This window comes from Streptomyces pristinaespiralis, assembly GCF_001278075.1.
Classification (GTDB): Bacteria; Actinomycetota; Actinomycetes; order Streptomycetales; family Streptomycetaceae; genus Streptomyces; species Streptomyces pristinaespiralis.
In genome coordinates this window covers 7,084,167-7,097,885 of record NZ_CP011340.1, presented here as the reverse complement: position 1 = coordinate 7,097,885, position 13,719 = coordinate 7,084,167, and the positions used below count along the sequence as shown (strand labels likewise).

Annotated in this window: 12 protein-coding genes and 1 riboswitch; of the genes, 2 read left to right on the top strand and 10 right to left on the bottom strand. The window is 71.2% G+C overall.

Annotation, left to right across the window (positions count from 1 at the left end; translation table 11 throughout):
• The first annotated feature begins 262 nt into the window (after window positions 1-262).
• Entirely contained in the window at window positions 263-2,158 is a 1,896-nt protein-coding gene (locus SPRI_RS30445; RefSeq protein ID WP_053557523.1) for an AAA family ATPase, read from the top strand.
• A 12-nt stretch (window positions 2,159-2,170) separates the two neighbouring features.
• On the opposite strand, the gene SPRI_RS30440 is transcribed toward SPRI_RS30445, so the two are convergent.
• The 10 genes from SPRI_RS30440 to ribD all read right to left on the bottom strand — a co-directional run bounded on the left by SPRI_RS30440 (window position 2,171) and on the right by ribD (window position 10,794).
• Window positions 2,171-3,310 (bottom strand): hemolysin family protein, encoded by a 1,140-nt coding sequence (locus SPRI_RS30440; protein ID WP_078535394.1) that lies wholly within the window; start codon window positions 3,308-3,310, stop codon window positions 2,171-2,173.
• Window positions 3,307-4,659 carry a hemolysin family protein gene (locus SPRI_RS30435; protein ID WP_037775279.1) on the bottom strand — a complete coding sequence of 451 codons (1,353 nt, stop codon included), beginning with the start codon at window positions 4,657-4,659 and terminating at the stop codon, window positions 3,307-3,309. Before SPRI_RS30435 ends, SPRI_RS30440 begins: the two co-directional genes overlap by 4 nt.
• Window positions 4,660-4,867: 208 nt before the next feature.
• A complete protein-coding gene (locus tag SPRI_RS30430) occupies window positions 4,868-5,356 on the bottom strand; it encodes a PH domain-containing protein (RefSeq protein WP_005320001.1) in 489 nt (162 codons plus the stop codon).
• A 17-nt stretch (window positions 5,357-5,373) separates the two neighbouring features.
• Window positions 5,374-6,222, bottom strand: coding sequence for an ATP phosphoribosyltransferase (gene hisG, locus SPRI_RS30425; protein ID WP_005319998.1), 849 nt, complete (start codon window positions 6,220-6,222; stop codon window positions 5,374-5,376).
• Window positions 6,223-6,275: 53 nt separating this feature from the next.
• The gene (locus tag SPRI_RS30420; RefSeq protein WP_005319995.1) at window positions 6,276-6,548 is read right to left on the bottom strand and encodes a phosphoribosyl-ATP diphosphatase; all 273 of its coding nucleotides are present in this window, start codon (window positions 6,546-6,548) and stop codon (window positions 6,276-6,278) included.
• A gap of 33 nt (window positions 6,549-6,581) precedes the next feature.
• A complete protein-coding gene (ribH, locus tag SPRI_RS30415; protein ID WP_005319993.1) occupies window positions 6,582-7,067 on the bottom strand; it encodes a 6,7-dimethyl-8-ribityllumazine synthase in 486 nt (161 codons plus the stop codon).
• A 39-nt stretch (window positions 7,068-7,106) separates the two neighbouring features.
• Window positions 7,107-8,447 (bottom strand): bifunctional 3,4-dihydroxy-2-butanone-4-phosphate synthase/GTP cyclohydrolase II, encoded by a 1,341-nt coding sequence (locus tag SPRI_RS30410; protein ID WP_053557522.1) that lies wholly within the window; start codon window positions 8,445-8,447, stop codon window positions 7,107-7,109.
• Window positions 8,444-9,088 carry a nicotinamide mononucleotide transporter family protein gene (locus tag SPRI_RS30405; RefSeq protein WP_053557812.1) on the bottom strand — a complete coding sequence of 215 codons (645 nt, stop codon included), beginning with the start codon at window positions 9,086-9,088 and terminating at the stop codon, window positions 8,444-8,446. Before SPRI_RS30405 ends, SPRI_RS30410 begins: the two co-directional genes overlap by 4 nt.
• Window positions 9,089-9,093: 5 nt before the next feature.
• Window positions 9,094-9,702, bottom strand: a complete 609-nt coding sequence (locus SPRI_RS30400) for a riboflavin synthase (RefSeq protein ID WP_005319984.1) — start codon at window positions 9,700-9,702, stop codon at window positions 9,094-9,096.
• Entirely contained in the window at window positions 9,703-10,794 is a 1,092-nt protein-coding gene (gene ribD / locus SPRI_RS30395) for a bifunctional diaminohydroxyphosphoribosylaminopyrimidine deaminase/5-amino-6-(5-phosphoribosylamino)uracil reductase RibD (RefSeq protein WP_005319981.1), read from the bottom strand.
• A gap of 155 nt (window positions 10,795-10,949) precedes the next feature.
• A riboswitch (FMN riboswitch) is annotated at window positions 10,950-11,080 on the bottom strand.
• Window positions 11,081-11,376: 296 nt separating this feature from the next.
• Between ribD and SPRI_RS30390 the strand changes: the two genes are divergently transcribed.
• On the top strand, window positions 11,377-13,707 hold the full coding sequence (locus SPRI_RS30390) for a chitinase C-terminal domain-containing protein (RefSeq protein ID WP_037775275.1): 2,331 nt from the start codon (window positions 11,377-11,379) through the stop codon (window positions 13,705-13,707).
• Window positions 13,708-13,719 lie beyond the last annotated feature (12 nt).

The window sequence follows — 13,719 nt, the reverse complement described above, 5'->3', positions numbered from 1 at the left end:
TTCCTTCTTCTTTCACCCCTTGCGAGCCGCTGCCGCTCACCCTGGGTCACCATCTCCGCCCCGTCACCCGGCCGTTGTGGCGCTCTTAATCACCGCCCCGTGCGCAGGTACGATGCACGACTGGAAGCCCTCGACGGCTGCCGCGCCACAGCGGGGCGCCCAACTCCCCATTGCGGTACGGCTGTTCCGGCAAGCGGTCAGGGCCTCCATCCGGCGCGACAACACTGGTGCACGGTTTGTAGGGGGGGAGTGGGGGGACCCTATGGACATCGGCACGCAAGGGTCACGGACGCCGGCGGACCTGGCCTGGGTGCGTGGCGTGGACGCCTGCACCATGGGCGCGTACCCGCAGGCCGAGGAGGAGTTCCGCACGGCCGTCCGGCTGGACCCGGGAATGGCCGACGCCTGGCTCGGGCTGCACGCGCTGCGGGTCGACACCTCGACGGCGCTGCTCCACATGTACCGCAGCCGCGACCGCTTCGGCGAACAGCGCGCCCGTCATCGCCGCACCCTCAACTCCTGGTACTGGCTGGGCTGGTGGGTGCAGCCGGTGCTGGAGAGCGGGCGCGACCTGCTGCTGGCGCACGCCTCCCACTGGCTCGACGGCCGCCATGTGCCCGAGCTCGACCGGGCGCTCGCCGCCCTGCCGCCGGTGGACACCGATCCGCAGGTGCGTTTCCTGCACGCCTGCCGGGCGTATCTCGTCAAGGACTGGGAGCAGCTCGTACGCCATACCGAGCCGCTGGTCGACGACCCGCTGCTGGGCATCGAGGCCGGGCTCTTCGGCGGCATGGCCCGGGTGCGGCTGGAGATGTACGGGCAGGCGGAGCCGCTGCTGTCCGCCGCCCTGATGCGCTGCCGCAGCGAGCAGCCGCAGCGCAAGGAGCTGCGGTACTGGCTGGCGCGGGCGCACGAGGGCACCGGCCGCAGCGCGGCGGCGCTGCCGCTGTACCGCGCGGTGCACCGCATCGATCCGGCCTTCATGGACACCGCCGCCCGCCTCGCGGCCATCGCCGAGTACGACGGGATCGACGTGTACGACGACTCGGTCGGTCTCGCCGCCGTGTCCCTGGCCGGATACGGCGGTGAGACGGCCGACGTCCAGGCCGAGGGCGAGACGGCCCAGGGACCGGAGTCGCGGTTCGGCGGCGACACCGGCGTCACCGTGCCGGGACCCGCACCGGTCGCGCCGGCCGACGGCCCGCGCCGCAGATCGGCCACGCCGTCCCCGTCCTCTCCCCCGCGGTTCCCGGCCGGGCCCACCGACCCGGCCCTCCTCGCCCAGGCGCTGGCGGAGCTGGAGCGGATGGTGGGGCTCGAACCGGTGAAGCGGCAGGTGAAGGCGCTGTCGGCGCAGCTGGAGATGGCCCGGCTGCGGGCCGTGCAGGGGCTGCCCGTCCAGCCGCCGAAGCGCCACTTCGTCTTCTCCGGCCCCTCGGGGACGGGGAAGACGACCGTCGCCCGTATCCTCGGCCGGGTCTTCTACGCCCTCGGGCTGCTGGGCGGCGATCATCTCGTGGAGGCCCAGCGGTCCGATCTGGTCGGCGAGTTCCTCGGCCAGACGGCGGTGAAGGCCAACGAGCTGATCGACTCGGCGCTGGGCGGCGTGCTCTTCGTCGACGAGGCGTACAGCCTGTCCAACTCCGGTTACAGCAAGGGCGACGCGTACGGCGACGAGGCCCTGCAGGTACTGCTCAAGCGCGCGGAGGACAACCGCGATCACCTGGTCGTCATCCTGGCCGGCTACCCGGAGGGCATGGACCGGCTGCTCGCCGCCAACCCGGGGCTGTCGTCCCGTTTCACCACCCGTGTCGACTTCCCTTCGTACCGGCCGCTGGAACTGACCGCGATCGGCGGGGTGCTGGCCGCCGACAACGGCGACGTGTGGGACGAGGAGGCCCGCGACGAGCTCCGCTCGATCAGCGGCCATGTGGTCGACCAGGGCTGGATCGACGAACTGGGCAACGGCCGCTTCCTGCGCACGCTGTACGAGAAGAGCTGTGCGTACCGCGATCTGAGGCTGTCCGGCTGTCCCGGTCCGCCGACCCGCGAGGATCTGTCGACGCTGCGGCTGCCCGACCTGATGCAGGCGTACGGGGAGGTCCTGTCGGGCCGCGGTCCGGCCGGCCGCGGCCCGCAGGAGCCTCCCTTCGGGTGATCCGTACGCTGCTCAGCCGTTCACGAGCGCTCCGGCGTCGCTGTCCCGAGCGTCGGTGACGGCGGGCGCGGGTGCGCTGGTCACCGCCGGGGCGCAGGCCGTCCGGGGAGTGCCGGGCGCGACCCGGTGGGAAGGGTCACGCACCTCGCCGACGAGCATCTCCAGTACGTCCTCCATCGCGACCAGCCCCAGCACCCGTCCGGACGCGTCGGCGACCTGCGCGAGATGGGTGGCCGCACGGCGCATCACCGTGAGGGCGTCGTCGAGCGGCAGCTCGGCGCGCAGCGTCGCCATCGGCCGCCAGACGTGCTGGGGCACGGCGCGCTCCCCGTCCTCGAGGTCGAGGACGTCCTTGACGTGCAGGTACCCCATGAACGGGCTCCCGCTGTCGGCGCAGACCGGAAAGCGCGAGTAGCCGGTGCGTACGGTCAGGTCCTCCAGCTGCCGCGGGGTGACCGACGGCGCGACCGTCACCAGCGCCGGGCGCGGGATCAGCACGTCGGTGACCGGGCGGCTGCCGAGCTCGAGGGCGTCCTCCAGCCGTTCCTGCTCGGCGGGCGCCAGCAGTCCGGCGTGGCCCGCGTCCTCCACCAGCCGGCCCAGCTGCACGCTGGTGAAGACGGCCTCGACCTCGTCCTTCGGTTCGACGCCGAAGGCCCGCAGCACCAGCCGCGAGCAGGCGTCGAGCGCGGTGGTGACGGGACGGCAGAGCCGCGCGAAACCGACCAGGCCCGGGCTGAGCCACAGGGCGGTGCGCTCCGGCGCCGCCATGGCGAGGTTCTTCGGCAGCATCTCGCCGACGACGAGGTGCAGGAACACCACGACGGCCAGGGCGATCGCGTAGCCGAGCGGATGGACGATCCCCTCGGGCACGTGTGCCGCGTGGAAGACGGGCTCCAGCAGATGGGCGACGGTCGGTTCCGCGACGGCGCCGAGGGTGAGGGAGCAGACGGTGATGCCGAACTGGGCGGCGGCCATCATCTGCGGCAGGTTCTCCAGACCGTGCAGGACCCGGCGGGCCCGCGAGGAGCCGGCCGCGGCGAGCGGCTCGATCTGGCTGCGGCGTACGGACACGAGGGCGAACTCGGCACCCACGAAGAACCCGTTCGCCACGACCAGCAGCAGTGCGAAAAGCAGTTGGAGAGCGCTCACCGGGTGGCCCCCGTCATGGCCTCCGCCTGCGTGACCGTGCCGGCGGTGCGCACCAGGCGGACGCGTTCGGCGCGATAGCGGTCGACCTGGCGTACGGACAGCCGCCAGCCGGGGAGTTCGGCGCGGTCGCCGGGGGCGGGGATGCGCCCCAGCAGGTCGGCGACGAGACCGGCGAGGGTCTCGTACGGACCGTCGGGCACCTCGAGGCCTATCCGGCGGAGCGTGAGCACACGGCAGCTGCCGTCGGCCTCCCACGCGGGCCGTCCGTCCTCCGGGGCGACGGGCGCCAGTTCAGGACGGGCGTCGGACTCGGCGTCGTGCTCGTCCCTGACCTCGCCGACCAGTTCCTCGATGATGTCCTCGAGGGTGACGACACCGGCCGTGCCGCCGTACTCGTCGACGACGACGGCTATGGGCTGTTCGCTGCGCAGCTGTTCGAGCAGCTGCTGCACCGGGAGGGTCTCCGGCACCATCAGCGGGGCGACGGCGATCCGTTCCACGCCGACCCTCCGGCGTTCCTCCGCCCGTACGGCGAGGGCGTCCTTGAGGTGCACCATGCCCACGATCTCGTCGATGCGCTCCCGGTAGACGGGGAAGCGTGAAAGGCCCGTGGCCCGGGTGAGATTGAGGACGTCCGCCGCGGTGGCGTCGGACTGGAGGGCGCTCACCTTCACCCGCGGGGTCATCACATGCTGCGCGGTGAGGTGACCGAGCGACAGGGTGCGTACGAAGAGGTCCGCGGTGTCCTGTTCCAGCGTGCCGGCCCGCGCCGAATGGCGGGCCAGGGACATGAGCTCGACCGGGGTGCGCGCGGAGGCCAGCTCGTCGGCCGGCTCCACGCCCGCCAGTCGTACAAGACGGTTGGCGGCGGCGTTCAGCAGGGTGATGACAGGACGGAAGGCGGACGAGAAGGCGGTCTGCGGGCCTGCCACGAATCTCGCCACCTGGAGCGGCCTGGACACCGCCCAGTTCTTGGGGACCAGTTCGCCGATCACCATCTGGACGGCGGACGCCAGCAGCATGCCGATGACCACCGCCACCCCGGGCACGGCCCCTTCGGGCAGTCCGGTCGCGGTCAGGGGCCCGCCGAGCAGCCCGGCGAGTGCGGGCTGCGCGAGCATACCGACGACGAGCGAGGTGATGGTGATGCCGAGCTGGGTGCCGGAGAGCTGGAAGGACAGCTCGCGCAGCGCGCCGACGACGCGGCGGGCCCGGCGGTCGCCCTCGGCCGCGGCGCGTTCGGCGTCCGGGCGTTCCACCGTGACGAGCCCGAACTCGGCGGCCACGAAGAAGCCGTTGGCGAGGATGAGAAGGAATGCTGCGGCGAGCAGCAGAAGCGGGACGATCATGCCGCCGCCTCCTGGGAGGGGGCGGCGCAGGTACTACCGGACGATCCGTCCATTGCTGGAGGGAGTCACTCCTCGGGTCGCAGGGTGGCCCCGCCGGCCGACGGGCCGTGCGATGCGGGGCGGGGCGCGCTCGGCGCCGCCGCCACCAGAGTAGACAAGCCGGGGCCGCGGAGGGCAGGGGCGCTGCCCCAAATGTCGGTCGCCGGGCTCAGTGTTGGTCCGGGCGGGTGCCGCCCGGTTGCTCCGGCCGGGTCCCCCGGGTCTCGGCGAGGGCCCGCAGGGCGCGGGCGTCGTCGACGGCGCGCGCCCTGGCGATACCGGGCTGGATGCCCAGCACCGGCAGGCTGGTGCCGTCGCTGAGGTCGAGGAAGACCCAGGGGTCGCCGGCGCGCAGATTCACCCGCAGGATCTCCGCCCATGCCAGCCGTCGCGTACGCGTGAGGTTGACGACGGTGACACCGTCTTCGTCGGCGACGACCTTCGGCCGGCTCAGCAGGGCGAGCACCGCGAGGAAGAGCAGGGCCGTGAAGATGAAGCTGACCTGCTCGGGCGGGCTGAGCTTGTCGAGGAGCAGCGTGACGGTGGTGACGGCGGCGAACATGGCCACGCCCACGGTCAGCAGGACGATCCGGGTACGGGTCGGCCTGAAGGTGACCGGGAGCGCGGGCGGCCGGGGCGCCGGAGCAGGTGCGGACATGGTGTGTCGTCGGTCTCTCAGAGGCGGCAGGCGTGGATGGCCGTGGTGAGGATGGCCCGCGCGCCGAGCGCGTACAGGTCGTCCATGATCCGCTGGGCCTCCTTGGCCGCGACCATGGAGCGCACGGCGACCCAGCCCTCGTGGTGCAGCGGGGAGATCGTCGGCGACTCGAGGCCGGGAGTCAGGGCGACGGCCTGCTCCAGGTGCTCGACCCGGCAGTCGTAGTCCATCATCACGTAGCTGCGGGCGACCAGGACGCCCTGGAGGCGGCGCAGGAACTGCTGCACCTTCGGGTCCTCGCCGTCCGCGCCGGTGCGGCGGATGACGACGGCCTCCGAGGTCATGATCGGCTTGCCGATGACCTCGAGTCCCGCGTTGCGCAGGCTGGTGCCGGTCTCGACGACATCGGCGATGACCTGGGCGACGCCGAGCTCGATGGCGGTCTCGACGGCACCGTCGAGGTGGACCACGGAGGCGTCGATGCCGCTCTCCGCGAGGTGGGCGGCGACGATGCCCTCGTAGGAGGTGGCGATCGTCATGCCCCCGAAGTCCTCGACGCCGGCCGCCGTGCCCGGCTTGGTGGCGTAGCGGAACGTGGAACGGGCGAAGCCGAGCTGGAGGATCTCCTCGGCGTCGGCGCCGGAGTCGAGCAGCAGGTCACGGCCGGTGATGCCGATGTCGAGCTTGCCCGAGCTGACGTAGATCGCGATGTCACGCGGGCGCAGGTAGAAGAACTCGACCTCGTTCTCGGGGTCGACGAGGACGAGCTCCTTGGACTCCTTGCGCTGCTGGTAGCCGGCCTCATGGAGCATCGCCGACGCAGGTCCGGACAGTGAACCCTTGTTGGGGACGGCGATGCGCAGCATGAGACGGGCTTCCTTTGTTCGCGTGATGTGTACGTGCGGAGGGGTGGGCTGGCTCAGAGGTGGGCGTAGACGTCGTCGAGGGAGATCCCGCGCGCGACCATCATCACCTGGACGTGGTACAGCAGTTGCGAGATCTCCTCGGCGGCGGCTTCCTTGCCCTCGTACTCGGCGGCCATCCACACCTCGGCGGCCTCCTCGACGACCTTCTTGCCGATGGCATGGACGCCCTTGCCGACCAGCTCGGCGGTGCGGGAGGTGGCGGGGTCGCCCTCGGCGGCCTTCTGCTGGAGCTCGGCGAAGAGCTCCTCGAACGTCTTATTGGACATGGTGGTCCCAGACTACGCGGAAGCGGCCGCTGCTCAGCGCCAGGGTTCGGATACTGAACGCAGGATGGTCGCGGTGGCGACCGCCGCCGTGACCGCCTCGTGCCCCTTGTCCTCGTTCGAGCCCTCGATGCCTGCCCGGTCCAGGGCCTGCTCCTCGGTGTCACAGGTCAGCACGCCGAAGCCGATGGGGACGCCCGTGTCGACGGAGACCTGGGTCAGGCCCTGGGTGACGCCCTGGCACACGTACTCGAAGTGCGGCGTGCCGCCGCGGATGACGACGCCGAGGGCGACGATCGCGTCGTAGCCGCGGCCGGCGAGCACCTTGGCCACCACCGGCAGCTCGAAGCTGCCCGGGACGCGCAGCAGCGTCGGCTCGTCGATGCCGAGCTCGTGCAGTGCGCGCAGCGCGCCGTCGACGAGGCCGTCCATGACCTTCTCGTGCCACTGGGCCGCGATCACCGCGACCCGCAGGTCTCCGCAGTTGCGGACGGACAGTTCGGGCGCACCCTTGCCGCTCATGTTTCTCCCTCAGCCGTTCTTGTGCTCGTTGCGCAGTGACTACTGGTTGCCGCAGGTCGTCGCGGGGACCGCGTCGAGCCAGGGCAGATCGTGACCCATCCGGTCGCGCTTGGTGCGCAGATAGGTCAGGTTGTGCTCGCCCGCCTGGACGGGCATCGGTTCGCGTCCGAGGACGGTGATCCCGTGCCTCACGAGCGCGGTCGACTTGTCCGGGTTGTTGGTCATCAGCCGCACGCTGCGCACGCCGAGGTCGGCGAGGATCTGGGCGCCGGCCGCGTAGTCGCGGGCGTCGGCGGGCAGGCCGAGCTCGAGGTTGGCGTCGAGCGTGTCCCTCCCGCGCTCCTGGAGTTCGTACGCGCGCAGCTTGGACAGCAGCCCGATGCCGCGGCCCTCGTGCCCGCGCAGATAGACGACGACGCCCCGCCCGGCCCGTGTGATGCTCTCCATCGAGGCGTTGAGCTGGGGACCGCAGTCGCAGCGCAGCGAGTGGAAGATGTCGCCGGTGAGGCACTCGGAGTGCACGCGCACGAGGACGTCTTCGCCGTCGCCGATGTCGCCGTGCACCAGGGCGACGTGCTCGACGCCGTCGACGGTGGAGCGGTATCCGTACGCGGTGAACTCACCGGCCGCGGTGGGCAGATGCACCTCGGCCTCGCGCTTGACCGTGGGCTCCTCGCTGCGGCGGTAGGCGATCAGGTCCTCGATGGAGATGATCGTCAGTCCGTGCTTGCGGGCGAACGGGACGAGCTCGGGCAGCCGCAGCATCACGCCGTCCTCGCCGGCGATCTCGACGATCGCACCGGCGGGGCGCAGGCCCGCGAGGCGGGCGAGGTCCACGGCGGCCTCGGTGTGGCCGGGGCGGGTGAGGACGCCGCCGGGCTTGGCGCGGAGCGGGAAGACGTGGCCGGGGCGTACGAAGTCGGCGGGGCCGGCCTGTCCGCCGGCCAGCAACTGGAGGGTGACGGCGCGGTCGGCGGCGGAGATGCCGGTGGTCACCCCGTAGGCGGGGCCCGCGTCGACGGAGACGGTGAAGGCGGTCTGCATCGACTCGGTGTTGTGGCCGACCATCTGGGGCAGTTCGAGCCGCTCCAGCTCGTCGCCCTCCATGGGCGCGCAGATCAGGCCCCGGCACTCGCTCATCATGAAGGCGACGACCTCGGGCGTGGCCTTCTCGGCGGCGATGACGAGGTCGCCCTCGTTCTCGCGGTCCTCGTCGTCGACGACGACGACGGGCCGGCCCGCCGCGATGTCGCGTACGGCCTGCTCGACCGGGTCGAGGGAGAGGTCCTCGATGCCGTCGGCGGCGAACCAGGCCGGGCTGCGGGGGGCGGCCCGAAGTGCCTCGGGGAGGGTGGTGGGGGGTGACGGGCGGGCACTCATGCTGCCGCTCCTTCCAGTGCGGGCCGGCCGTTCGTCCGCGAGCGCAGCCACCAGTCGCGCAGGCCCCACAGGACGAGCGCGCCGTAGAGGATGTAGACGAAGCCGGAGAAGGCGAAGCCGTTGGCGAAGTTGAGCGGGACGCCGACCAGGTCGACGAGCAGCCAGGCGAACCAGAACTCGACCATGCCGCGGGCCTGGGCGATCATCGCCACGAGGGTGCCGACGAAGATGTACGCGTCGGGCCACGGGTCCCAGGACAGCGACGGGTACAGGGTGAACAGCCCGCCGACGGCCGCGGTGCCGAGCACCGCGCCGCCGAACAGGTAGGCACGCTCGCGCCAGGTCGCGAACCGGACGGCGATCGAGCCGTCCTGCGCCTGCTTCCGCCCGCGGGTCCACTGCCAGTAGCCCCATGCCGCCACGGCCATGACCACGACCTGCTTGCCGGCGCTGCCGGTGAGGTGGGACGTGGCGAAGGCGGCGAAGAGGATGACGCCGGAGAGGAACTGGGCGGGCCAGGTCCATATCGAGCGCCGCCAGCCGAGGGCGAGGGCGATCAGGCCGACGGTGTTGCCGATCATGTCCGACCACTTGATCTGCTGTTCGAAGGCCGTGAAGGCCTCGCCGTTCAGCCAGTCGATGGCGCTCACTCGGCACTCTCCTCGGCCTGCGTGCCGAGCAGCCGCTCGACGTACTTGGCGATGATGTCCACCTCGAGGTTGACCGGGTCGCCGGGCTGCTTGATCCCGAGCGTGGTCAGGGCGAGGGTGGTGGGGATGAGGCTGATCGTGAAGTGGTCGGTGCCCGCGTCGACCACGGTAAGGCTCACACCGTCAACCGTGATCGAGCCCTTCTCGACAACGTATCGAGCGAGACCGGAGGGCAGCGAGATCTTGACGATCTCCCAGTTCTCCGACGGTGTGCGCTCGACGACGGTGCCGGTGCCGTCCACATGGCCCTGGACGATGTGGCCGCCGAGACGGGCGCCGACCGCGGTCGGCCGCTCGAGGTTGACGCGGGAACCGGCCCGGAGCACACCGAGGCTCGAGCGTTTGAGCGTCTCGGCCATCACGTCGGCGGTGAACTCACCGTCGCCGGTCTCGACGACGGTCAGGCAGACGCCGTTGACGGCGATGGAGTCTCCGTGCTTCGCGTCCTCGGTGACGAGCGGGCCGCGCAGACGGAAGCGGGACGCGTCGCCGAGGTCCTCGACGGCGGTGACCTCGCCCAGCTCTTCGACGATTCCGGTGAACACTCAAGCTCCCTTGGGGACGGTGGCGGTGACGCGCAGGTCGGTTCCGATGCGGACGGTCTCTGTGACATCGAGCCGCAACGCGTCGGTGATGGTGGTGATTCCGGCGTCGGCGAGGGCGGCGGGGCCGGCGCCGAGAAGTACGGGGGCGAGATAGCCGATGACGCGGTCGACGGCGCCGGCGGCGACGAAGGCGCCGGCGAGCGTCGGGCCGCCTTCGAGGAGTACGGACCGCACGCCGCGCGTGTGGAGCGTGGCGAGCAGGGCGGCGACGTCCAGGCCTCCGCCGGACGCGCGGGGCAGCCGCCAGACGTCCGCGATGTGCGCGGTCGCGTCGGGCAGGACGTCCTCGGCCACCGCGACGGCGGTGGGCGCGGCGTCGTCGAGGACCCGGGCGCCCGGCTTCACCGCGACCGCCTCTGTGTCGATCACGACTCGGAGCGGCTGGGTGGCGCCCGCGACGCCGCGGACGGCGAGGTGCGGGTCGTCGGCGCGGGCGGTGCCGGAGCCGACGACCACGGCGTCGGCCTCTGCGCGGAGCCGGTGGACGTCGGCACGGGACTCGGGCGAGCTGATCCAGCGGCTGGTGCCGTCGGCGGCGGCGACGCGGCCGTCGAGCGTCGCCGCGTACTTCCAGGTGACGTGGGGGCGGCCGAGGCGTACGGAGGTGAGCCAGCCGGCGTTGCCCGCGGCCGCCTCTTCGGCGAGGAGTCCCTGTTCGACCTCGATCCCCGCGGCGCGCAGGGTGTCGGCGCCTCCGGCGGCCTCGCCATTGGGGTCGGCGACCGCGTAGACGACGCGGGCGACCCCGGCCTCAACGAGTGCCTGCGCGCAGGGGCCGGTACGGCCGGTGTGGTTGCAGGGCTCGAGCGTGACGTAAGCGGTGCCACCGCGGGCGAGGACGCCGGCGGCGCGCAGGGCGTGGATCTCGGCGTGCGGTCCGCCGGCGCGCTGGTGGAAACCTTCGCCGACCACGTGTCCGGAGGCGTCGGTGATGACGCACCCGACGACCGGGTTGGGGCTGGTGGAGCCGAGTCCGCGGGCGGCGAGCGTGATCGCCCGACGCATGGCGTCTGCTTCGGCTGCGGTGGCCACCGGGTCCTCCTGCCTCTTCGGGCACGGACTCCGGGGCCTGTCGATGACGACAGGGAGCGGGAGAACACCACAGGGGGACGCCGAGGCCCGAACGGCGATCGCCACACGCAGAACGGCGATCGACAGACGGCCGGCGCACCTGACGGTGACACCCGCCGCGCACTGCCTCCCATCCGGACTTTAACCGTCGGTCCAGGAATCTCACCTGGTCAACCGGCCGCTGGCTGCGGACGGGTCGCGGACTGTAACCGCCGGTTCGGAATTGCACCGACCCCGGAGTGCGCTGCTGCTGATACAGGGCCAGTGTGCCACGCCCGGCGGTGAGCCATGCGGGTGATGTCTGTGGACTCGCTCACATACCGGCACGCGGCGTCACCCGCCGTCATATTCGGCACCTACTGGTCCAGACCTATTGACGCACTGGTCTAGTCCTCTTAATGTCTGCGACACCTCCGCGGACCAGGCCCGCCGGTGTGCGCACACCAGGGCCAATCCCTTTCCCCCATCTGTCAGTTGTGCGAGGCCGAACCCCCTGCGCTCCTGGCGGGCGATACAGGGGATCCCCACCAGGAGGAACTGATCGTGCAGTCCCCCACCCGTACCAGAGCCGGGGCGTCCCTGCTCGCAGCCGGTGCCGCCGCAGCCGCGCTGCTGGCCGGCATGGTCTCCCCCGGCGTCTCCCACGCCGCGTCGCAGGAGAACTGCCGGCCCGACGGGCTCTACGCCACCCCCGGCGTCGACGTCCCGTACTGCTCCGTCTACGACACCGAGGGCCGCGAGAAGATGGGCGCGGACCACCAGCGCCGGGTCATCGGCTACTTCACCGGCTGGCGCACCGGCAAGAACGGGCAGCCCGCCTATCTCGCTTCCGACATCCCGTGGGACAAGGTCACCCACATCAACTACGCCTTCGGCCACATCGACTCCGCCAACAAGCTCTCCGTCGGCGCCGACGGGGAGAAGAACGCCGCGACGGGGATGACCTGGCCGGGCGTGGCCGGGGCGGAGATGGACCCGGCCCTGCCGTACAAGGGCCACTTCAACCTGCTCAACAAGTTCAAGAAGCAGCACCCGGACGTGAAGACGCTGATCTCCGTCGGCGGCTGGGCGGAGACCGGCGGCTACTTCGACGACAACGGCGTGCGGGTGAACTCGGGCGGCTTCTACTCGATGGCCACCAACGCCGACGGCTCGGTCAACCAGGCGGGCATCAACACCTTCGCCGACTCGGCCGTCGCGTTCATCAAGAAGTACGGCTTCAACGGCGTCGACATCGACTACGAGTACCCGACCTCGATGAAGGACGCCGGCCACCCGGCCGACTTCCCCGTCTCCAACGCCCGCCGGGGCGGCCTCAACAAGGGCTACGCGGCGCTGATGAAGACCCTGCGCGAGAAGCTCGACCGGGCGGGCGCGGCGGACGGGAAGCACTACATGCTCACCGTGGCGGCGCCCTCGTCCGGCTACCTGCTGCGCGGCATGGAGACCTTCCAGGTCCAGAAGTACCTGGACTACGTCAACATCATGTCGTACGACCTGCACGGCGCCTGGAACGAGTACGTCGGCCCGAACGCCTCGCTCTTCGACGACGGCAAGGACGCCGAACTGGCCTCCGCGAACGTCTACGGCAGCGCGCAGTACGGCGGCATCGGCTACCTCAACACCGACTGGGCGTACCACTACTTCCGGGGCTCCATGCCGGCCGGCCGCATCAACATCGGCCTGCCGTACTACACCCGCGGCCACCAGAACGTCCAGGGCGGCACGGACGGCCTGTGGGGCAAGGCCGCCGCCACCTCCTGCCCGGCCGGCTCCGGCCTTACCAAGTGCGGTGACGGCGCCGTCGGCATCGACAACCTGTGGCACGACAAGGACGACAACGGCAAGGAGTCCCCGGCGGGCTCCAACCCGATGTGGCACGCCAAGAACCTCGAGAAGGGGATCGTCGGCGACTACGTCACGCAGTACGGCTTCCCCGCGAACACCCGGCTGACCGGCACCTACGTGCGCAAGTACGACTCCACGCTGGTCGCCCCCTGGCTGTGGAACGCGGAGAAGAAGGTCTTCCTCTCCACCGAGGACGAGCAGTCGGTGGCCGCGAAGGCGGACTACGTGGTCGACCGCGGCATCGGCGGCACGATGGTCTGGGAACTCGCGGGTGACTACGACTGGAACGCGGCGAAGGGCCAGTACGAGATCGGCGACACGCTGACCACGTCGATGTACGAGAAGTTCAAGGCGGCCGCGCCCTACGGGGCGAAGAAGTCCAACACGCCGCTGCCCACCGAGGCGGTGGACATCGCCGTGGACTTCACCGAGTTCAAGCTGGGCGACTCCAACTACCCGATCACGCCCAAGCTGAGGATCACCAACAAGACCTCGGCGACGCTGCCCGGCGGCACGGAGTTCCAGTTCGACTACGCGACCGCCGCCCCGGCCAACGCCTCCGACCAGTCCGGCTTCGGCACGAAGGTGATCAGGAGCGACCACACCGGCGGCAACACCGGCGGTCTGAAGGGCGACTTCCACCGGGTGTCACTCAAGCTCCCGGCCTGGCAGTCGCTGGCCCCCGGCGGCACGGTCGACCTGTCCTTCAACTACTACCTGCCGGTCTCGACCCCGTCGAACTGGACGGTGAACATCGCCGGCAAGGCGTACGCCCTCGCCGGCGACCTGGGCCGCGGCACGACGCTGGTCGAGCCCGGCTCCGGCTCCTCCCCCTCGCCGTCCCCGTCCGAGCCCGGGACACCCGGGGCGTGCACCGCGCCGGCGTGGAACGCGACGTCCGAGTACGGGGGCCAGGTGACCGTCTCCCACGCCTCGCACCAGTGGAAGTCCAAGTGGTGGACGAAGGGCGAGGAGCCCGGCACGACCGGGGAGTGGGGTGTCTGGCAGGACGTCGGCGCCTGCTGAGTCCTGTCTCGC

Excerpts from the sequence above, each read along its gene's own strand:
- SPRI_RS30430 (WP_005320001.1), bottom strand. The coding sequence starts at position 5,356 with ATGTCCGCACCTGCTCCGGCGCCCCGGCCGCCCGCGCTCCCGGTCACC.
- ribH (WP_005319993.1), bottom strand. The coding sequence starts at position 7,067 with ATGAGCGGCAAGGGTGCGCCCGAACTGTCCGTCCGCAACTGCGGAGAC.
- SPRI_RS30420 (WP_005319995.1), bottom strand. The coding sequence starts at position 6,548 with ATGTCCAATAAGACGTTCGAGGAGCTCTTCGCCGAGCTCCAGCAGAAG.
- SPRI_RS30435 (WP_037775279.1), bottom strand. The coding sequence starts at position 4,659 with ATGATCGTCCCGCTTCTGCTGCTCGCCGCAGCATTCCTTCTCATCCTC.
- SPRI_RS30445 (WP_053557523.1), top strand. The coding sequence starts at position 263 with ATGGACATCGGCACGCAAGGGTCACGGACGCCGGCGGACCTGGCCTGG.
- SPRI_RS30410 (WP_053557522.1), bottom strand. The coding sequence starts at position 8,447 with ATGAGTGCCCGCCCGTCACCCCCCACCACCCTCCCCGAGGCACTTCGG.
- hisG (WP_005319998.1), bottom strand. The coding sequence starts at position 6,222 with ATGCTGCGCATCGCCGTCCCCAACAAGGGTTCACTGTCCGGACCTGCG.